The sequence below is a fragment of the Prauserella marina genome (genome assembly GCF_002240355.1).
Lineage (GTDB): Bacteria > Actinomycetota > Actinomycetes > Mycobacteriales > Pseudonocardiaceae > Prauserella_A > Prauserella_A marina.
In genome coordinates, this window is sequence record NZ_CP016353.1 from 3,551,965 (window position 1) to 3,572,390 (window position 20,426).

Below are 20,426 nucleotides of genomic sequence, written 5' to 3' on the forward strand. Positions count from 1 at the left end.
TGTTCAGTTAACGGCCCTTCCGCAAGTGCTCGCATCTCGTCCCAGCCAACGGAACATGCCCGGTTTCGTGCCGACAGAAAGAAATCGTGCTGCCAGCTAGCACAACGGATCCCCTGTCGGCAAACGGCTCCACGGCGCGGCTCAATCCGTGGAACGCGGTTTGCCCCCGCGCGAATTCCCAGCAAGGTGGCTCACGAACCCGGCGTGCGCGTGTCGATCCACGCCGTGCGCAGCACCCAGAAAGGCACTCAGGAACCATCATGGCAGAGCAGAACACGAGCGAGCAGCAGACCGCACTCCCGGAACGCCCCGGGCGGAAGAAGGGTGTGCTGATCGGTGTCGCCGTCGCCGTCGTCATCGCACTCGTCGCGGTCATCCTCCTCGTGACGACCAACAACGACGACAGCGCCGCGTCCGGCGGCAACGTCACCGTCCGCATCGGAACGACGGAGGCGAGCAGCGAGTACTGGACGGTACTCAAGGAGGTCGCGGCCGAAGAGGGCATCACCATCGAAACGGTCAACTTCGGCGACTACACCCAGGCCAACCCGGCGCTCTCGCAGGGGCAGATCGACCTGAATCTCTTCCAGCACCTGCTCTTTCTCGCCAACTACAACGTCGCCAGTGACGACACGCTGACGCCGATCGCGTCGACCTACATCGTCCCGCTGGCGCTGTACTCACGGAAGCACACCGCGGTCGAGGACATCCCCGACGGCGCCAGCATCGCCATTCCCAACGATCCGACCAACCAGGCGCGGGCCCTGCTGGTGCTACAAGAAGCCGGACTGCTGAAGCTGCGGGACGGCGGCAACGTGCTGTCGACACCGGCCGAGATCGACACCTCCGCCTCGAAGGTGACGGTGACGGCGGTGGACGCCGCGCAGACCGTGGCCGCGCTGCCCTCCGTGGACGCTTCCATCGTGAACAACAACTACGCCACCGACGGCGGTCTCGACCCTTCGAAGGCCCTGTTCTCCGACGACCCGGCCAGCGCGGCCGCCGAGCCCTACATCAACGTGATCGTCGCCAGGGCACAGGACAAGGACAACCCCACGTACGCGAAGGTCGCCGAGTTGTACCGCCACCCCAGGGTCACCGAGAAGGTGCAGGCCGAGTCGGGCGGGACCTCGGTGCTGGTCGATCGCCCCGCCGCGGAACTGGAGCAGATCCTTTCCTCGCTGGGCGACACCGTCGGAACGGCAGGCCAGTGAGCGACGGTTCCGCGCTCATCGAGTTCCGCGACGTCCGCAAGACTTTCCGCACCGGCAACGGGAGGGACGTCGTCGCGCTGGATGGCGTCGACCTCTCCGTCGGCGAGGGCGAGGTGTTCGCCATCATCGGCTACTCGGGGGCCGGGAAGAGCACCCTCGTCAGGTTGATCAACGCGCTTGAGCCGGTGACCTCGGGCTCCGTTTTCGTCGACGGGGTCGACCTGACCACTCTCAGTGAGCGGAAGCTCAGGCGGGTACGACTCGGTATCGGCATGGTCTTCCAGCAGTTCAACCTGCTCCGATCACGCACGGTGTTCGGCAACGTCGCGTATCCGCTGAAGATCGCGGGCTGGGACAAAGCGGCCAGGGAGCGCAGGGTGACCGAGCTGCTGAATTTCGTCGGCATCACCGACAAGGCATGGCATTACCCCACGCAGCTCTCCGGTGGGCAGCAGCAACGGGTGGGTATCGCCAGAGCACTGGCGACGAATCCGAAGATCCTGCTCGCGGACGAGTCGACGAGCGCGCTCGACCCCGACACGACCGGTGAGGTGTTGCGCCTGCTCAAGCGGGTCAACTCGGAACTGGGCGTCACCATCGTCGTCATCACGCACGAGATGGAGGTGGTCAGGGAGATCGCCGACCGGGTCGCCGTGCTCGACGCGGGGAAGGTCGTCGAGCACGGACCGGTCGCCGAGGTGTTCACCAACCCCAAGCAGGACACGACGCGCCGGTTCGTCGAAACCGTGCTGCGGGACCAGCCAAGCGGGGACAACCTCGCGAGGATCAGGTCCCGGCACAGCGGGCGGCTGGTGACCACACGTGTTGGCGACGACCGCGCCATCGGATCCGTGCTTTCGGGCGCGCTCGGCAAGCACGGCGTCCGGTTCGAGATCGTCTACGGCGGGATCAGCGAACTCGGTGGGCGGTCGGTCGGCGGGCTCACTCTCGAACTCATCGGTGAGGAGGCCGCCGTCGACGCGCTCATCGCGGAACTGAGGGAAGCCACCGAGGTCGAGGAGCTGCCGGTATGAGCTTCGACTGGGACAACCTCGGCCCCGTCCTGCTGACCGCGATCGGCCAGACACTGTGGATGGTCGTGGCGACGCTGTTGATCGGCGGTTTCCTCGGCCTGGTGCTGGGCATCCTGCTCTACGCGACGCGTCGCGGCGGGATTCTGGCGAACCGGTTCGTGTTCACGGTGCTCAACGTGCTCGTGAACATCATCAGGCCGATTCCGTTCATCATCTTCATCACCGCGATCGGCCCGATCACGATCGGTGTCGTCGGCACCCAGCTCGGTACGACGGCGGCGACGTTCGCGCTGATCGTGGCGGCGACGTTCGGCATTTCCCGTATCGTCGAACAGAACCTGGTGACCATCGACCCCGGCGTCATCGAGGCCGCGCGCGCGATGGGGGCCTCTCCCCTGCGCATCATCGTCACGCTGCTGGTTCCCGAGGCGCTCGGACCGCTGATCCTCGGGTACACGTTCGTCTTCGTGGCCGTGGTGGACATGACCGCGGTCGCGGGCGCGGTCGGCGGCGGAGGGCTCGGCGACTTCGCGATCGCCTACGGCTACCAGCGGTTCGACTGGACGGTCACCGCGATCGCCGTCGCCATCATCATCGTGCTGGTCCAGGCCGCGCAATTCGCGGGAAACTGGTTGGCACGCAAGGCACTTCGCCAATGAAGCCCGGCTGCTCGCCCGCCTCCTCCAGTAAGCGGGCGAGCAGCCGGGTATCACCCACGATAGGTATCTCGGCAACACAAATCCCCGTCGCGGTGGTAGCTTCCGTTGAAGGACAGGGGTTTTCCGGCCCCGGTGTCTCGGATGGTGGTCGCGGGGCGAGCGGCCGCCGTCGAGGGGAGGAGTTGTGGCAACCCACAGTCCACACGCGCATCACGGCCAGCACCGACGGAACCGTCAGCACGGCCAGCACCGACGACACAGCCAGGTCGGCGTCGGCGACCGGGTCACCTTCGTAGCGGGGCGGCGTACGGGGTGGAGCCGCGTGTGCAGACGAGGTTCGGTGACCGCTCAGCCGGTCTTCGACAAGGACACCACCACCTGGTGGGTTCCGGTGCAGCCCGACGACACGAGAACGGCGCCCGAACCGCACTGGGTTCCCCGCGAACAGATCGTCGACGTCGCCTCACCGTCCTGAACGAGCCGTCCGCACACACCGTGGCCGCTCGTCGCGCACGGTGCACGCGCTCCGGTGGCCCGTTTCGCCCGATTCGACCACGCGTAGAGTGGCCGTCCTGCACGGCGCTCACCGTTGAGGGAAAACCCTGCGACCAGGCAGCGGAGCCCTCTATCCTGGGCGCACTTCGATCCAGGGGAGGCTGACAGTGGGTACCGGAGCCATCGTGACACTCGTCATCGTGGCTGTCGTTGTCGTAATTCTCGTCATTCTGGCGATCACGAGTTACAACGGGCTGGTCAGGTTGCGCAACGCGTACAAGAACGCGTTCGCACAGATCGACGTCCAGCTCACGCGGCGGCACGATCTGATCCCGAACCTGGTGGAGACGGCCAAGGGCTACATCCAGCACGAGCGGCAGACACTCGAAGCCGTCATCGCCGCCCGTGGTGGCGCGGTGTCGGCGCAGGACGCGGCGAGGCAGAACCCAGGCGATCCCGGCGCGATGCAGAACCTCTCCGGAGCGGAGAACATGCTCACGCAGACGCTGGGCAGGCTGTTCGCGCTGTCGGAGGCCTACCCCGACCTCAAGGCCAACCAGAACATGATGCAGCTTTCCGAAGAACTCACCTCCACGGAGAACAGGGTCGCGTTCGCCCGCCAGGGATTCAACGACTCCGTCATGGTCTACAACAACAAGCGCGAGGTCTTCCCCAGCAACATCGTCGCGGGCATGTTCGGTTTCCGCCCCGCCGCGCTGCTGGAAGTGGATTCGCCCGAAACACGTGAGGTGCCGCGGATCTCGTTCTGACAAGCCAACCCACAGCAATGAATTTCTTCGAACGGCAGGCAGAAGTCCGCAAGGCATCGGCGAAGCTGGTGTGGTTGTTCGTACTCGCCGTCATCGGCATCGTCGCGGTCATCGACCTCGCGGTGTGGTGGGCGATCGGGTTTCCCACCCTGGACGTGGCGATCGGACCACTGGCGATCGTCACCGTGCTCACCGTCGTGACGATCGGGCTCACGTCCTGGATCAGAACGCTGATGCTGCGCAGGGGTGGCGGCGGAAAGGTCGCCGCGAGCCTCGGCGGTGTCGCGGTTCCCGAGGACACCGCCGACCCCGGCCTTCGCCGGTACCGCAACGTGGTCGAGGAGATCGCGATCGCTTCGGGCATGCCGGTTCCCGAGTTGTACCTGCTCCCCCACGAGGCCGGTATCAACGCGTTCGCCGCGGGCTGGGCTCCCGGCAACGCCGCCATCGCGGTCACCCAGGGCGCGCTGGACCGGCTCAACAGGGACGAGTTGCAAGGCGTCATCGCCCACGAGTTCAGCCACGTCGTCAACGGCGACATGCGCCTCAACATCCGGCTCATCGGCGTACTCGCCGGGATCGTCGGTCTCGCCGTCGTCGGCAGGGTGCTGCTCAGCGGAAGTGGCTCCCGCAACAGGAAGAACAACAACGCGGGGCCACTGATCATCGTCGCGCTTGCCGCCATGATCGCCGGTTACATCGGGGTCGTCTGCGGCAGGCTCATCAAGGCCGCGGTGTCGCGGCAGCGCGAATACCTCGCCGACGCCTCCGCCGTGCAGTTCACGCGCCAGACCGACGGCATCGCGGGAGCGCTCAAGAAGATCGGCGGCCTGCAAGCGGGTTCGACCTTGCGCGCGGGCAAGGCCGAAGACGTCAGCCACATGCTTTTCGGCGAGGGCAGGAAGTTCTCGTCGCTGTTCGCCACACATCCGCCGCTGGCCAAACGCATCCGGTTGCTCGATCCCGCATTCGATCCGGCCGAGTTGGAACAGCTCAGCCATCGCTGGGCGGCGGCCCCTCCCTCCGGCCTGCACGAGGATCAGGCACGTGGCCTCGCCCCGGTGTCCGAGCAGCACCCGCAAGCGCCGCGATCGCTCCAGCCACCCGGGCGGCAACAGCCCATGGTGCAAGCCCAGCCGCGTGCGGTCGTCGCCAACGTCGGCGATCCGGGATCCGGTTCGTTCGCGCACGCGGGAACGATCCTGCGCGACATCCCCGAGGATTTCCTCATCAGGGCACGACGAGCCGACACCGTCGTGCCGCTGGTGTTCGGACTGCTCATTTCCGCCGACAACGACACGCGAGTCCGGCAATACCACGCGCTGGCCGCCCGGCACGGACAACCGGTCGCCGACGCGGCGTGGAACGAGGGCAGCGCACTCACCGCGCTGGATCCGGCACTGCGCCTTCCGCTGTCCGAGATCGCCTTTCCCGCGCTGCGCCACCGCACGAGCGAGGAACTGACCGCGATCGGGGCCAGCATCACCGAATTGGTCAAGGCGGACGGCAACACGAGCATCTTCGAGTACTGCCTTTCGACGCTGCTTCACCGCGATCTGCACGAGGCGATTCACAACAACCCGCCATGGCGGGCGCGGCACACGAGTTTGCACCGGAGCCACGGCGTGGTGGCGACGTTGTTCGCGGTGCTGGCAAGGGTGGGTCACCGGGAGCCCGGAGCCGCGGAAGCCGCGTTCCGTACCGGACTGGCCACGACGCTGCCTGGTGTGCAACTGCCCTATCATCCGCCGCCTCAGGGCCCGTTCGCCCTCGGTGCGGCGTGGCCGGTTCTCGACGGCCTTCCCGGCCACGACAAGGCCAAGCTCATCGAGGGTGTCGTCGCCGTGATCGGCAGTGACGGCGCGATGACCGTCGAGGAAAGTGAACTGTTGCGGACCGTGTGCGCCGTGCTGCACTGCCCGCTCCCGCCGCTGGTGGGATCGCAGACCGCCGCACCACGCTCCGGCTGAGACTCCCGTGGTGTCCACACCGGACACCACGAGCGGCGGCCACTACCGCGAGCTGGCCGAATCGGGCACACCGGCGAGCGCGGCGGCGTGACCAGCGCCGAGACCTTCCGCGACGGCGACGATCCGGCCATCCGACACGCGCACCGCGGTCTCGCTCGCGTCGCTGACCGCGCTCACCCCCGCGGCAGCGGCGAGCGCGCCCTTCTCGTCGCACACCACCTGCACCTCGGGGATGGCGCGCGCGGGGAACGCCTGCCTGAGCCTGCCGCGCACCCCGGCGAGCACGAGCCGCGCCAACGGCATCAGCTCACCGGGATTGCCGGTGACGACGGCCGCGGTGACCCGGCAGCCCTCCGGCGCCGCCCTGACCGCGTCCTCGACAGCCGAGAGCCGGTGCAATCCGAGCACGGTCACCACGCCGTCCCCGGTGAGCACGGCGGGCTCGTCGCGGAGGAGATCGACGGCGGGAGGCGGTGCCCACGGCCGCGCGCAATTCCGGGACTTCGGCACGATCGGCGGCCCCTGCCACCTGTCGGCGAGTTCCAGTCCCGCCAGCTTCTCGCATGCCGCGACCACATTGAACGGTTCGACGAAACCGGGCGCGGCCGAGGCCAGCTCGCTCGCGCCGTGCAGCATGGTGAGTGCCATTTCCGCCGTCCGAACGAGACGTTCCCCGCCCGGTTCGAGCGCTTCCAGCGCGAGTCCGATGAGGATCGCGTCGAGTCGCAGGAGCTGGGTGAACGGGCGCCGGATGTCGTCGCCTGCCACGATCTCCGGTACCAGATCCGCTCCGAGGCTCGCGGCTTCGAAACGGTCGTCGGTGGCGAGCGGAAATCGCGCGACCCATGCTCTCGCCAGCGCGGCGAGCGCTCCGGCGCGGTCGTGACCTGGTTCGCCGTCGGCCTCGGCGCCGTGTTCGGCTTCGTCGGCGAGCACGGCGAAGTAGAGTGCGCGCTTGCCGGGAAAGTTGGAGTAGACCGCTCCCCTGGTCAGCTCGGCCCGCTCGGCGATGGCGTCAATCTTGGCTTCGCGAAAACCTCGCTCGGCGAACTCGGCGCGGGCCGCGGCCAGCACCTTGGCCCGGTTGCGTTCCTGCGTTTCCGCCCTGCTGAGCCGGACCATCGCTTGCCAACACCCCGAGTCGTCACTATCCCGGAAACCGCCGTCCGGATGTTATCACCATCTGAACAGTCCCGGCCGCGGTGTCTTGCCGCGGCGCCGGTGCGTCAGCCCTGCCGATACCCTGCTCCGAACATGATCTTGTACCCCGGAGGTCAATGTGACGGGAGGCGGCGTGCTGAGCGGACTCGGGGTCGACGACATCGCCGAGCGGGTGTACCGATCGCTGCTGGCGTGCCCTTCGGCAGCGCCCCCCGATCTCGCGCGGACACTCGGCGTCGCCGAGCCGCGGATTCACGAGGCTTTCGCCCTGCTCGACGAACTCGGACTGGTCAGGAAGACGGCGGGCAACCGGCCCGTCCACCCCTCCATCGCATTGGCCCCACTCGTGTCGAAGGCCCGCACCGCGCTGGTTGCCGAGCGGCACCGGGTCGAACTCGCAGAGGCCGGCATCGCCGAACTGGCGGCGCTCGTGCCGCCGACTTCCGGCTCGGACGACACTGTCGGCATCGGGATCAACAGAGGAACGGCCGCGGCGTGGGCATGCCTGGAGCATGTCGTCGCCACCGCCCGCTCTGAGGTACGCGTGCTCGCTGCCGCGGGCCCCGCTCCCGGCGTCGACCATCGCGACGACTACGCCGCGGTCATGGACCTCGCCGTCCGGCTCGCCTCACGTGGTGTCGAACTGCGGCTGGTCTTGCTCGACAGCGTCAGGCTCGCGCCGCGGATCGTCGAAGGTGCTCACCGCATGCTCGCCGAGGGAGCGCGGGTCCGGACCGTCGCCACGCTGCCCGCGTGGCTCTTCCTCGTCGACGACGAGTACGTGGTGACCGCCTTCGACCCGGCCGACAGCTCACGCGGCAGCGTCACCCAGCGGACGCCGGGTGCCGTCGCGCTCGCGGCGGAGTTGTTCACGAGAACCTGGCGCGAGTCGACACCGTTCGGCGAGTCACCGCTGCCCGACGTCGAACTCTCCGAAGCAAGGCGGCGGCTGCTCGCGATGATCGTCAACGGCAGCAAGGACGACACCATCGCACGGCAGTTCAGCGTCTCCACCCGCACGGTGCGCAGGATGATCGCGGAACTTTACGACGTGGCAGGCGTTTCCGGCCGGATTCAGCTCGCCTTTCGCGCGGCACAACGAGGCTGGCTGTCGGAATCCGAGCTCGACCGGCTGTGAGCGACCCGCTGGCCACCCGTTGACATGGCAGCGGGTGGCCAGTTCCCGGCTGTCGTCATCATGGTGCGCGCGCCGTAGGGTGGCCCCACTGGAGGACACGGACTGGAAGGGTTCACTGTGGACACTCGCCGAACCGTTGCCGCGCAACGGAACACCTCGCGGGGTGATGATCGTGCGTAGCTGGCTGCCGATCGTCGCAGGACTTGCCGCGCTCGGTGCCGCGGCGGTCGTTCTCGTCGTCGTGCTGACCCCGGGCAGTCGCGACAGTCAGAAAGCAACGGAGCAGGTGGCACTGGCACCCCAGTACGAACCGGGAATCGCGGTGCCCGCTCCCGCCGCCGATACCGCGACCACCCTCGTGACCGGCGATCCCGGCGCGCAGCGGGCGGCGCTGACCCCGGAACTGGCGGAGCTGTTGCCGGAGGGACGGCTGTTCCCCGAGGACGCGCGTCTGGTGCTGCACGAGGGCAGCTGGCATGAGAACAACGGATACGCCAACGCGATGGGCACGGTCTCGGTGCGAGGACAGCCGGACCGCACGGTGCTCTTCGCGTTCGCGCAACGGAACGGCGAATGGCGGATCACCCTCGCGGAGGTGATCGCGTGAAGCCCCGTGCGGCCGGCGGGGTTCTGGCCGCGCTCATGCTCGCGGCACTGGTTCTCGCGCCGGGAACCGGCACTCCGGCCCGCGCGGACACCTCCGACTGCGTCACTCGTTCGCTGAAGCCCATCGCGGAGCGACAGCCGGTTGAAGGCACCGTGCCCGTGATCTTCGTGCACGGCATCAATTCCGACGCCACGACGTGGGATGCTCCCGAAGACAACACCTTTCCCCGGCAGATGGCACGCCAGGACGGCATCACCGCGTGGACCTTCGACTACGGCTTCGCGAACCCGGAGTGGGTGACCGACCCCCGCATCGGGCCCGCGCTCGGAACCGCCATCGACTGTCTGGCCGAAGTCAGCGGGCACAAGGTCGTGCTCATCGGCCATTCGATGGGCGGTCTGGTGAGCCAGGTCGCCGTCACCGAACCAGCAGCCGGTGGAGGGCAAGTGTGGCAGCGGGTCGCGGAGGTGATCACGATCGCCACGCCCTACCGCGGCTCGCTGACGCTCAGCGCGGCTCAGCTCGGCACCCACCTGGTGACCAACCCCAAAGCCCGTGTCGTCATGGAGGCGCTACTCGCTACGTGCACGGGCATCACCAAGGTGTCCGACTCGAATCCGTGCAACATCGCGTCGGTGCTTCGCGGCCCGCAGGGAACTGCGCTCATGTACGACTCGCCCGAGATCGCCGAACTTCCGCCGTGGCCACCGGAGCTGCCCGTCAGGGTCTTCGCGGGCGACATCGGGCTGCGGGTCGGCGTTTGGTTCACCGACTCCGAACCGGTGCCGGTCGGCGACCTCGCGGTGACCCTCGACTCCGCCGTCGCGCACCACACGATCGGCGAACCCCGCGTCCTCGACTGTGAGGCCACTCTGCTGCAAAAACTGGACGTGGGCTTGTTCGAGACCCCCATTCCCTCGAAGAGCCTGCTTACCAGCCCGTGCAACCATCTCAACATCAAGACCCACCAGCCCCTGATCACCGAGATCACCGAAAGGGTCGGCGAGATCCGCACCGAGCAACAGAGCCACGAGGGCCGCCTCGCGTACGCGACCGCCAACGACGTCCGAGTGTGGGAAGCGCGCTCGGGCACCAGCCACGCCGTCGCGGAACTGCCGGATGGCCATACCGCGAGCGGGCTCGCGTGGTCGGGCAGCGGCTCCGCGATCGCCTGGACGACGCGCTCGGAGAAAACCGGCCTCGCTGAACGGATCTACCGCGCCGACGTCGGTACCGCGACGCGCGGGAAATCGGTCCAGTCGTGGCCGTGCGAGAGTTGCGGGTCCGTCGCTTTCCAAGGAGAACTGCTGATATCCGCGCCCGAGGACGGCGCGGCGCCGCTACTCCGCGGTTATCCCGCCGACGGGTCACCACCGCGCGACATTCCGGTGCGCGGCCTGCCGCCCCAAGATCCCGAGCTGTGCGAGTTCACCTGGTGCGGAGTGAGACTGATCGGCGGAACGGGCTCCGCCGACGGAATCATGCTCGCGCATGCCTCCACCGGTGGCGGAAACTTCGGCGGCGCCGACCGGCTCGTCCGGGTCGGCGAGGACGGCACCGTGCTGGCCCAGTACGACGCCGTCGGAACGTTCGTTCCCGACGATCTGGTGTTCAGCCCTGACGGCGGCACGGTGGCCTACACGGCCTTCGAGCACCTCAGCGCGTGCGAGGAATCGACGAGCGTCGTCCTCCTCGACCTCGAAACCGGTGCGGTGAGCACGCCGGACCTGCCCGGCCCTTCCGAAGGCACCTGGGTGGTGTCGGCGTGGTTCGACGCCACGGGCACGGCCTTCGCGGCGTTCGCGGCGACGCCCACCTGCGCGGGGGAACCGGCGTGGGAGGGCACCCGGATCTTCCGCCTCGGCGAGGACGGGGACTGGGGGGCCGCCGACGGCGGGCTGGCGGAGGCCACCGGCGAGCCGCTCGCGATCGCCCAGCACGCCGAGGCCAGCGCGGTGCTGAGCGGGGCGCGCCCGGAACCGTTCAGGGTGGCCGGGCCTGGCACACTCACCGTCTCCCACAACGGGAAACAGGCCACGGTCGCCGAGGGCGTCACCCATTTCGGCTGGAGCCCGGCCCCGGCGGGCCGATGAGGCCGTTGCCCTGTCCTCCGCCGGCGACCACGCGCTGATCGCGAGACAGGGCACCACACCGACGGTTGTTAGCCGCGCGACGCCTGACGGGTGCCCGGCGGGTTCCCTGCGACCTGAGGCCCGCCGGGCACCCCCCTCACCCGCTTCGCCGGTGAGCCATCGCCAATGCGCCCTCGCCGGAGAGCGCGCGCAGAGGCGCGGGCAATGGCGCCCTGTGCAGGACGCCGAGGCGCTGCGTGGCCCGGGTCAGCGCCACGTAGAGGTCGGCCGCCCCGCGTGGCCCTTCGGCGAGTATCCGTTCCGGCTCGACGACGAGGACGGCGTCGAATTCAAGGCCCTTGGTCTCCGAAGCGGGAACGGTGCCCGGCGTTTCCGGCGGCCCGATCACGACGCTGATGCCCTCCCGGCTCGCCTCCTCGCGTTCGAATTCCCCGATCGCGGCGGGCAGTTCGTCCTCGGTGACCCTTCTCGCCCACGGCCGGATCCCGTTGGCGCGCACCGACTCTGGCGGCCGGACTCCTGGCGCGAACTCGGCGAGCAGCGCCGCGGCGACCGCCATGATCTCCGCCGGGGTGCGGTAGTTCACCGACAGCCCCCGGTATTGCCAGCGGCCGGGAACGTAGCGCTCCAGCATCGAGCCCCACGACGAGGCCCCCGCCGCTGACCTGCGCTGAGCGAGATCACCGACGACGGTGAAGGACCGACCGGGACAACGCCGCATCAGTACCCGCCAGTCCATTTCGGACAGCTCCTGTGCCTCGTCGACCACGACGTGCCGGTAGGTCCAGTTCCGGTCCGCCGAGGCGCGTTCGACGAGGTCGCGGGTGTCGGCCTGACCGAACCGTTCGGCCAGATCCTCCGCGTAGAGCAAATCCTGGGCAAGGAGATGGTCCTCGTCGTCCATGAGATCTTGCCGGTCGGTCTCGATGAGCTTCAGCACGCCCGCCGCGTAGGCCGTTTCGGCCTCCCGTTCCCGGTCGGCAGTCTGGTCGGGGCGATCCCCGCCCAGCAGGTCGGCGAGCTCGTCGAGCAGCGGAACGTCGGACACCGTCCACGCCTCACCTTCTGCTCGCCACAACGCCTCCTCAGCCCCTGCGGCCCGCAGTCGCTCCCGCGAGGTGTAAAGCGAGCCCAGCAGCGACTCCGGGGTGAGCACCGGCCACAACTCGTCGAGTACCGCGACGAACTTCGCGTCGGCGGCGAGTTCTTTCAGCAGGTCCCCCCGCAGGTCCTCCCACGCCTCCCGGTCGGCTCTGGTCAGCCAGCCCTTGCCGATCTTGCCGATCGCCCGCTCGGTGAGTGCCCACGTCAGAATCTCGGTGAACACGGCGCGCGCTTCGTTGTGCGGCTGCCCGCTTGCCCGGGCCTCGTCCCGGGCCCACCCCACGATGTCCGCGCCGATCCGCACCGTGACATCGGCCAATTCGACCGGCACCGGTTGTTCCGGAAGGCGTTGCCGGTCCGCCACGGCGGCCGCCAGCACGTCGAGGATCCCCAGCGATCCCTTGATCCTCGCGGCCTCGGGGTCGTCCTCCTCGGTCGTGTGGATGCCCGGCACCAGATCGCCGGGCGTCATGAACACCACGTCGGACTCACCGAGCGAGGGCAGCACCCTGCCGATGTGGCCGAGAAACGCGGGGTTCGGCCCGACCACCAGCACACCGTGGCGTTCCATCCGCTCCCGCCGGGTGTAGAGCAGATAGGCGACCCGGTGCAGCGCCACCACGGTCTTGCCGGTGCCGGGACCGCCCTCGATCACCAGCACCCCCGGATGGTCGAGCCGGATGATCTCGTCCTGTTCGGCCTGGATGGTCGCCACGATGTCGCGCATTCCCTCGCCGCGCGGCGCGTTGACGGCCGCGAGCAGCGCCGCGTCGCCCTGGTCCCCCTCGCCTGGACGCCCCAGGACCTCGTCGGAGAAGCCGAGAATCCGGCGGCCACGCGCATGGAACTGGCGGCGGCGGCGCATGTTCTCCGGTGTCGCCGCCGTCGCGGTGTAGAACGCCCTCGCCGCGGGCGCCCGCCAGTCCAGCAACACCGGCTCGTAATCGTCGTCCTCGTCGAAAAGGCCGATCCTGCCGATGTAGCGGCGCTCATCGGACACACTGTCCAGCCTGCCGAAGCACAATCCCTCGTCGGCCACGTTCAGCCTGCTGATCTCCCTCGCGAGCGCACGGACCTCGACGTCTCGTTCCATCGGTGTTCCGCCGTCGTCCCCCAGCGCGAGGCCGTACCGTCGCTTCACGCGTGCGCGCTCGGCGTCGAGTCGCGCGTAAAGCCCGGCGACGTAGCCTCGCTCCGATCGCAATTCCTCTTCGTACCCCTGAGTTGACACGTACCCCTCGCAACCGTTATTCTGGTCCTAGTTCGGCGGGTTTTCCTGTGCATATATGGAAAACACGTCGATTTTTTATTGTCCACCACGTGTCAAGACCGCGGTTCCGGAATGCGCGAGAACGGTGTGCGTCCCCTGGCGTTTTCGGCCCGCTGATCGCGAGGCCGCGAGAAATATGGGCTCGGCTCAGCCGGTGACACGGGGTTGATCGAGAATCCACAACCAGGTGCCGTCCGGCTGGCGGCGGGCCACCTCGGCCGTCGCGCCGCCTCCGGCCAGCCGTACCGACGTCAGCGCGAGATCGCCACTACGCAAGGTCGGCTGCCGTTGCCCCTCGGCGAACGTCGGCCGGCCGGCCACGATGCGCTCGTAGGCGGCGCGGATCTCCCCGTGCCCCCGAGGCCACCGCGCCGCCGGGAAGCGCGAGCACCGCGTCCGGCTCGTAGAGGGCGACGAGGCCGTCGACATCGCCGGCGTTCAACCGCTCCACGACGAAGCGGTTGAGGTCCTCTGGCCTCATGGCCCGCTCCCTGACACCACTCATCGGCCGCATCCTCCCGGCTCGTGCCGCGTCGCGGAGTCGATCCTGCCACGCGGACGGTCCGAGTGCGGATCTCGACGGCCTGAGCGGGGGGCTCCCGGACGGGTGGGCCCTGGCACCTCAGCGCCAGGGCCCACCCGCCTCACGCCGCCGAGGGGACCGGCACTCCCCTCGCGGCACTGACGATCGCCTTGCGCTCCTGCGCCGTGATCACGCCCTGGGCTTCCAGGTCACGGGCGACCTGCCTGACGTGACTGACGAACGCCGCCTGATCGGGATAGCCGGCTTCCTCGACGATCAGGTCGTTGATGGTGCACCCGTTACCGGTGTCCACATTGGCCACTCCGGTATCCGTGTCACCGACGACCACCGTCTCCCTGGCGTCCGACACCGTGCAGTGCACACCGTCGGCGACGATGCGGAACCGCGCCGTGCCCACCTCGGAGGTGTTGCCCGCATTGTCCGTCGCCCGGTAGTGCACGGTGTACTCACCGGGATCCAGCACGGTCAACGGGATCCGGTACGGCCGGAAGCTGCCCTCACCGAAGCTGTACTCGATGAGCGCGACCCCGGATTCGTCGTCCTCGGCCAGCAGGGTGATCTTGGCGAGATCGATGTAACTCCATTCCCAGTCCTGCTCGCCGGTGATGCGGATACTCGTCTCCGGCGCCGTCGTGTCCTCCTGGGACCCTTCGACGACGGTGAAGGTCACCGACCCCGCCTCCGAGACGTTGCCAGCGTTGTCCGTCGCCCGGTACGCTACCGTGTGCTCACCGGGCTCGGTGACCTCGACGGGATCGGTGTAGCCGGTGAACTCACTTTCCCCGAGCGCGTACTCGACACTCGCCACCCCTGATTCGGCGTCCTCGGCCGAGATCACCACGGTCGCCGCGCCGAGATAGGCACCGTCGCCGTCCTGCTCGCCCGTGACCTCCGCGGTCACGGTGGGCGCCGTGTCGTCGGGTTGTCCTTCGACGACGGCGAACGAGACCGAGCCCGGCTCCGAGGTGTTGCCCGCGAGGTCGGTGGCCCGGTATTCGACGGTGTGTGAGCCGATCGCCGACACCACGACCGGTTCGGTGTACGGGGTGTACATACCGCCGTCGAGGGAGTACTCCACGGTGTCCACACCGGACTCGGCATCGTGAGCGGTGAGGTTCACCGCCGCCGAGCCGACGTAGTTGCCGTCACCGTCCTGCTGACCGGTGACCTCGGCCATCACGTGTGGCGGCGTCGTGTCGTCCTGGGAGCCCTCGATCACCGTGAAGGTCGCCGAGCCCGCCTCCGAGACGTTGCCAGCGTTGTCCGTCGCCCGGTACGCCACCGTGTGCTCACCGAGTTCGGTGACCCTGACCGGTTCGCTGTAGTCGGCGAATCCCGCACCGTCGAGGTCGTACTCGATACCGGCGACGCCGGAACCCGCGTCCTGGGCGTTCAGGATCACCGTCGCCGCACCGAGATAGTTGCCGTCGGCATCCTGATTACCCGCGAGTTCCGCTGTCACCTCCGGCGGTGTGTTGTCCTCCGGTTCGCCTTCGGCGACGGTGAACGACACCGACCCCGGGTCCGAGGTGTTGCCCGCGTTGTCTGTCGCCCGGTACTGCACCGTGTAGTCACCGGGTTCGGCAAGGGTCACCGGTTCCGAGTACGGCTGAAAATCCCCTTCCCCTACCGCGTATTCGATACCGGCCACGCCGGATTCGGCGTCCTCTGCCGACACTGACACGGTCGCGGAACCGAGATAGTTGCCTTCGGCATCCTGATCACCGGTCACCTCGGCGGTAACCGTGGGAGCCGTGGTGTCCTGTTCACCGCCCTCGGTGACGGTGAGCACGCCCTGCATCTGCTGATGTCCCGGTATCGCGCAGAAGAACCGGTACTTGCCAGGTGACAGGTTGACCTGCACCTCGTGCCTGCCGCCGTTGGCGTCGAAGGGACTGGCCACGATGTCCACGTCGACGTCGTGGTTGTAACCAGGGGTCGACGTGTCGAAGGTCAGCGTGTGCGTCATGCCGGACGTGTTGCCGGTCGCCACGCTGTTCTCGAACACCAGCGTCGCGGCGCCCGCGGTCGCCGTCGTCGGCGCCTCACCGTATTCGTTGAGACTGTTGTTTCCCGTCCACGTGAGCACTTGCGCTTGCGCGGGCTGCACCTGCGCCCGTTGTACCTGCTGGGTCTGGGGAACCGAGGGCCGCCCCGCGTCCTTCGCGTCGTCGGCGAAGGCCGACGGCACCAGCCACACCAACGCCACCAGCAGGCTGAGCAGCGCGGCACTCCCCCGCCGGATCGCCACCCACGAGCCGGATTTCCTCCCGCGATGCCCGTGCCGAGCACCGCGTAATCGTCGAAACATGGTCGCCCACCGCACCTCTCGTCGTCGCGTGCCCCACTGGGCACCCGGTGAAAACCGGCCGGTGCGCGAAGGGTTTTCCTCGCGCACCGGCCGGCGGCCGGTTACCGCTCCTGCACCCGGATGTTGCGGAACTCGATCAGATCGTTGTCACCGTGGTTTTGCAGTCCCACGAATCCATTGCGGAACTGCCGCTGATCGGTCGGCGGATCACCCGCTCGCGAGGATTCCTTGCCGGGGACGTTGTCGAACTCGTTGATCACCACGCCGTTGCGGATGATCGTGTAGTGCTGTCCCTCCACCCGGATCTCGTAGTTGTTCCACTCGTTCTTCGGGGTCGCGCCCGCGTCGGCGAGCGGAACGGGGTCGAAGTTGTACACCGAGCCCGTCTTCTGCGATTCACCGCCTTCCCCGTCGTAGATCTGGATCTCCTGCCCGCAGAAGATCGCGACCCACGCCGGTGACGTCCTCGCGGACCCCACGGTGCCGCAACTGCCGTCAGGGCGTTGTTCCAGCGGTGTCATCGGATTCGGGAACCGCACGAACACCCCGCTGTTGGCCCTGTTCTCTCCTGGCGCGATGTCGCGGAACTGGAGCTTCAGCGAGAAATCACCGTAGGCTTTCCCCGCGTACCACAGCATTCCGAGGCCACCCGAGCTGCGCAGCGAGCCGTCGGGCTGGATCGCGAAGTTGCCTCCCGGCGCCTGCTGCCAGTCCGCCAATGACGCCTTCGTGCCGTTGAAAAGCGGCTCGTAGCCACGGTCGTTCTTGCCACCGATGTCGGATGCCCTCGCCGCCGTCACCAGTGCCTGCCGATCCGGCTTGCTGATGACGCGGTCGGCTTCGAGCTGGGTGGCGACCGCGCGAACGTGATCGACGAACGCCTTGTGCGTACTCCACGTGCTCTCGTCGTCGATCAGGTCGTTGACCGTGCACCCTCTGCCGACCTGCTGGCTCGGCAGTTCGGTGTCACTGTCGCGCAGCCACACGGTTTCTCGCCCGTCCGGCACCGCGCAGCCCACCTCGGCCTGGGTCTTGCTGGTCGCCGTCGACCCGTCCGCGTAGGTCACCCGCAGCGTCGTGGGATAGGTGCCGACCTTGGTGTAGACGTGAGTCGGGTTGGCCTCCCTCGACGTGGTCCCGTCACCGAAGTTCCACCGGTAGCTCACCCCACCGGACTTGTCACCGGTGAACGCGACGGTGAGCGGTTTGTTCTGCACCGCCGTCGCCATCGCCTCCGGTGCCGGAGTCGGTTCTCCGCCCTCGTAGGTGATGCGGATCAGTTTCTGGTTGTCGGTCAGGCTGAAGAACCCGCCGCCGTAGTCGATCATGTACAGCGCGCCGTCCGGCCCGAACTTGGCGTCCATCCATTGCTGCATCTGGTCACCGGCCCCGCCGAGCGGAATGATCTTGCGCAGATCCTCGGCGAACAACGGCGGGCCCTGCTCCTGGATCCGCTGCGGATCGAGGGTCACGGCGACCCTGTTGTTGGGGTTGGTCTGGTCGCCGATGAACCACTTACCGTTCCAGTAGGTCGGCCACGCGACCGCGCTCTTCGGATCGACCTGCGAGCTGTGGAACGTCGGTCCCGTCATGACCGCCTGGCCGCCGCCGGTGAGGTAGGGCTGCGTGTAGGTCGATTCCTCCTCGACATAGGTCGGCACACCGCTTCCGTCGCCGCGCTCGGGGAAGACCGGCCCGCCACCCTGCGGCGAGTACCAGATCATGTTGTCCCTCGCGTCGGGAATGTCGACGAGCCCGGTGTTGCGGGGCGAGGTGTTCTCCAGGTTGTCGCAGTCGTACCACCCGGCCAGCACCTCGGCGTCGGTGTTGCTGCGGTCACGGTAGGGCTGCTTGTCACCCATGCAGTAGGGCCAGCCCTGGTTGCCGGCCGACGTGATCACCGTCGCCGTCTCGTACTTGGCGGGCCCGAGTTCAGGGCTCGGCGCTCCCGCGTCGGGACCGACCCAGCCCGTGGTGAGCCAGTCGTTGACCTTGTCGTAGGACAGCCTCGCCGGGTTGCGCACGCCCATCACGTAGATCTCGGGACGGGTCTTGTCACCGGGATCGGCCGATTCGGGGAACAGGTTGCCGTTCGGAATCGTGTAGGTCCCGTCGGATTCTGGGTGGATGCGCAGGATCTTGCCGTTGAGGTCGTTGGTGTTGCCCGAGGTGCGGCGAGCGTCCTGGAAGGACACTCCGAGGTAGTCCTCCGTCCAGTTGTTGCCCGAGTAGCCGTCGGAACCCTGCGACGAGTTGCTGTCGCCGGTGGCGATGTAGAGGTTGCCGTGCCGGTCGAAGTCCATCCCGCCGCCCGCGTGACAGCAGCTGTGAATCTGGGTGTCCCACGAGAGCAGGTCGACCCTGCTCTCCAGGTCGATCGAGGCGGCATCGGCGTCATAGGTGAACCGGGAGACGGTCCGCTCCCCGATCCGCTTCTCCGTGTCGATCGACTCGTAGGGCATCCAGTAGACGTACATCCAGCCGTTGTCGGAGAAAGCCGGGTCGAGCGTGATCCCGAGCAGACCCTCCTCGGTCTTGACGAGTTCGCCACCGGATCCTCTGTTGCCGAAAACGTCCAAAGTGGTCAACAGGGTGACGTCGCGGGTATCCGGATCCCACTGGTGGATCGTGCCGCAACCGAGGCCGACGTCGGGGTCGTCCCAGCTCGGCACGGGACCGGTCGCGCACGCCGCCTTGCCGACGTAGAAGACGGTCCCGTCCGGGGCGATCGTCATGCCGTGCATCTCACCGGCCTGATCGAGCTGCCCTTCCTGGTTGACGTCGGACAGTCGTTCCACTTTGTAGTTGGCCGCGATGGTCGCCTTGCAGTCGGCACGCACCATCCCGGTCGTCCATTTGAGCGCGCCCAGCAGGTGGCTGCGGAAGTACTGCTCGCCGTAGCTTCCGCTGGTCCCGCCCATCGCGGTGTAGAAGGAGCGTCCTCCCGCGTAGTCGTGGCACCACGAGATGGGGTGGAACGCGCCGTTGCCGGAATCGCCGGGATCGTAGGTGTGCTCCTGAACCTGAGCGACCGTGTGCACCTGACCGACCGGGTTGCTCTCCCAGTTCAGCCACTTGTCGGTGCGGCTCCAGGTCAGTGGCAATCCCGCGTTGGCAGGGTGCTGGCGGTCGTTGACGCTCACCGTCGCCTTCTGCGCGACCGGTTCCTCACCGGGGGGCGTGGTCGCGTCGGCAGTGTAGAGCTCCACCTCGGCGAGCTGGGTCGCGCTCGCCCCGTTGTTGGCGGTGATGTCGAGCCGGTAGTGCGCGTAGGACTCGGTGTTGTCGAACCGGTATTCCTTGACCTGGAAGGGTTCGGGGAAGCTCTGGCCAGTTCGCTGGTCGAGGTCGGTCCAGTTCTCCCCGTCCTGGGAGCCCTGCAGGGTCCAGTCCTTCGGGGACCTGTCGGCGAAGTCGTTGGCCGAGGTCAGCGCGTAGTGCGTGATCGCGGCGGGCTCGGCGAGGGTGAAGCTGACCCAGCCCTTGTTCGCGAAGGTCAGCCACTTGGTGTTGGCCTTGCCATCGACGAGCTTGTCCTTGCCCTCGTTCGGCGGGTTCTCGCCGCTGGCCGCCGTCGAGGCGACCTCCTGTGGCGTCGGCCTGACTCCGGCCGGCCTCGCGCCGACGAGCCCGCCGAACCACTCGGACCGTGCTTGCGCCTTCGCGGCGTCCCTGATGCCGAGGAAGCCGCCGCCGCCCGCGATGTACTGCTGGAACGCGGTTTCCTGAGCGGCGTTGAGTTCGGTGCCCTCCGAGGAGAGGAATACGACACCCCGATAACCGGCCAGTTTCGCCGCCGTGAAGTCCGCGGGGTCGCTTGTGGACTCCACGGTGATCCCATTGCGCGCGCCGATGTCGGTGAGCACGTCGACGGCCCGCTCGACGGGGTCGTCCTGTTCGGCGGCCGCGCCGTGGAAGGCAAGTACCTTCACGGCGTTGTCCGTTTGCGCCGCCTGCGCGGGCGCGGCGGGCGTGACGAGAGCCGGCAACGTTGGCAGTGTCAGCGCCAGCATGCCGCTCATGACCATGACCATCGTTCGCCGCAACGGTTGTCGT

14 protein-coding genes are annotated in these 20,426 nt (G+C 67.9%); 9 read left to right on the top strand and 5 right to left on the bottom strand.

The window, feature by feature from the left end:
* Positions 1-260 precede the first annotated feature (260 nt).
* The 6 genes from BAY61_RS16645 to BAY61_RS16665 all read left to right on the top strand — a co-directional run bounded on the left by BAY61_RS16645 (position 261) and on the right by BAY61_RS16665 (position 6,142).
* A complete protein-coding gene (locus tag BAY61_RS16645; protein ID WP_091804918.1) occupies positions 261-1,214 on the top strand; it encodes a MetQ/NlpA family ABC transporter substrate-binding protein in 954 nt (317 codons plus the stop codon).
* On the top strand, positions 1,211-2,248 hold the full coding sequence (locus BAY61_RS16650) for a methionine ABC transporter ATP-binding protein (RefSeq protein WP_091804921.1): 1,038 nt from the start codon (positions 1,211-1,213) through the stop codon (positions 2,246-2,248). Before BAY61_RS16645 ends, BAY61_RS16650 begins: the two co-directional genes overlap by 4 nt.
* On the top strand, positions 2,245-2,907 hold the full coding sequence (locus BAY61_RS16655) for a methionine ABC transporter permease (protein ID WP_091804924.1): 663 nt from the start codon (positions 2,245-2,247) through the stop codon (positions 2,905-2,907). Before BAY61_RS16650 ends, BAY61_RS16655 begins: the two co-directional genes overlap by 4 nt.
* A gap of 340 nt (positions 2,908-3,247) precedes the next feature.
* Positions 3,248-3,382: a hypothetical protein gene (locus BAY61_RS33815; protein ID WP_256328046.1), complete on the top strand. Its 135-nt coding sequence runs from the start codon at positions 3,248-3,250 to the stop codon at positions 3,380-3,382.
* A gap of 187 nt (positions 3,383-3,569) precedes the next feature.
* Positions 3,570-4,172: a LemA family protein gene (locus BAY61_RS16660; RefSeq protein ID WP_211323580.1), complete on the top strand. Its 603-nt coding sequence runs from the start codon at positions 3,570-3,572 to the stop codon at positions 4,170-4,172.
* 17 nt (positions 4,173-4,189) lie between these two features.
* Entirely contained in the window at positions 4,190-6,142 is a 1,953-nt protein-coding gene (locus tag BAY61_RS16665) for a M48 family metallopeptidase (protein ID WP_091804926.1), read from the top strand.
* 42 nt (positions 6,143-6,184) lie between these two features.
* On the opposite strand, the gene BAY61_RS16670 is transcribed toward BAY61_RS16665, so the two are convergent.
* Positions 6,185-7,264 carry a TetR/AcrR family transcriptional regulator gene (locus BAY61_RS16670; protein ID WP_091804929.1) on the bottom strand — a complete coding sequence of 360 codons (1,080 nt, stop codon included), beginning with the start codon at positions 7,262-7,264 and terminating at the stop codon, positions 6,185-6,187.
* 157 nt (positions 7,265-7,421) lie between these two features.
* On the opposite strand from BAY61_RS16670, the gene BAY61_RS16675 reads away from it, so the two are divergent.
* The 3 genes from BAY61_RS16675 (at position 7,422) to BAY61_RS16685 (ending at position 11,141) form a co-directional block, all read left to right on the top strand.
* Positions 7,422-8,441 (top strand): DNA-binding response regulator, encoded by a 1,020-nt coding sequence (locus tag BAY61_RS16675; RefSeq protein ID WP_245865153.1) that lies wholly within the window; start codon positions 7,422-7,424, stop codon positions 8,439-8,441.
* 79 nt (positions 8,442-8,520) lie between these two features.
* A complete protein-coding gene (locus tag BAY61_RS32940) occupies positions 8,521-9,048 on the top strand; it encodes a hypothetical protein (protein ID WP_143021377.1) in 528 nt (175 codons plus the stop codon).
* Positions 9,045-11,141 carry an esterase/lipase family protein gene (locus BAY61_RS16685; protein ID WP_170140203.1) on the top strand — a complete coding sequence of 699 codons (2,097 nt, stop codon included), beginning with the start codon at positions 9,045-9,047 and terminating at the stop codon, positions 11,139-11,141. Before BAY61_RS32940 ends, BAY61_RS16685 begins: the two co-directional genes overlap by 4 nt.
* Before the next feature lie 136 nt (positions 11,142-11,277).
* Here BAY61_RS16685 and helR read toward each other — a convergent pair whose 3' ends face one another.
* The 4 genes from helR to BAY61_RS16705 all read right to left on the bottom strand — a co-directional run bounded on the left by helR (position 11,278) and on the right by BAY61_RS16705 (position 20,392).
* Positions 11,278-13,476 (bottom strand): RNA polymerase recycling motor ATPase HelR, encoded by a 2,199-nt coding sequence (helR, locus tag BAY61_RS16690; protein ID WP_176879712.1) that lies wholly within the window; start codon positions 13,474-13,476, stop codon positions 11,278-11,280.
* Positions 13,477-13,662: 186 nt separating this feature from the next.
* Positions 13,663-13,836, bottom strand: coding sequence for a hypothetical protein (locus BAY61_RS33900; RefSeq protein WP_338061472.1), 174 nt, complete (start codon positions 13,834-13,836; stop codon positions 13,663-13,665).
* A gap of 323 nt (positions 13,837-14,159) precedes the next feature.
* A complete protein-coding gene (locus tag BAY61_RS16700; protein ID WP_091804938.1) occupies positions 14,160-16,310 on the bottom strand; it encodes an OmpL47-type beta-barrel domain-containing protein in 2,151 nt (716 codons plus the stop codon).
* 161 nt (positions 16,311-16,471) lie between these two features.
* Entirely contained in the window at positions 16,472-20,392 is a 3,921-nt protein-coding gene (locus BAY61_RS16705; RefSeq protein ID WP_420848799.1) for a ThuA domain-containing protein, read from the bottom strand.
* Between the last annotated feature and the right edge of the window lie 34 nt (positions 20,393-20,426).

Bases quoted from the DNA above. Each gene is read 5' to 3' on its own strand.
- BAY61_RS16645 (WP_091804918.1), top strand. From the start codon at position 261: ATGGCAGAGCAGAACACGAGCGAGCAGCAGACCGCACTCCCGGAACGC.
- BAY61_RS16655 (WP_091804924.1), top strand. From the start codon at position 2,245: ATGAGCTTCGACTGGGACAACCTCGGCCCCGTCCTGCTGACCGCGATC.
- BAY61_RS16665 (WP_091804926.1), top strand. From the start codon at position 4,190: ATGAATTTCTTCGAACGGCAGGCAGAAGTCCGCAAGGCATCGGCGAAG.
- BAY61_RS16670 (WP_091804929.1), bottom strand. From the start codon at position 7,264: ATGGTCCGGCTCAGCAGGGCGGAAACGCAGGAACGCAACCGGGCCAAG.
- BAY61_RS16705 (WP_420848799.1), bottom strand. From the start codon at position 20,392: ATGAGCGGCATGCTGGCGCTGACACTGCCAACGTTGCCGGCTCTCGTC.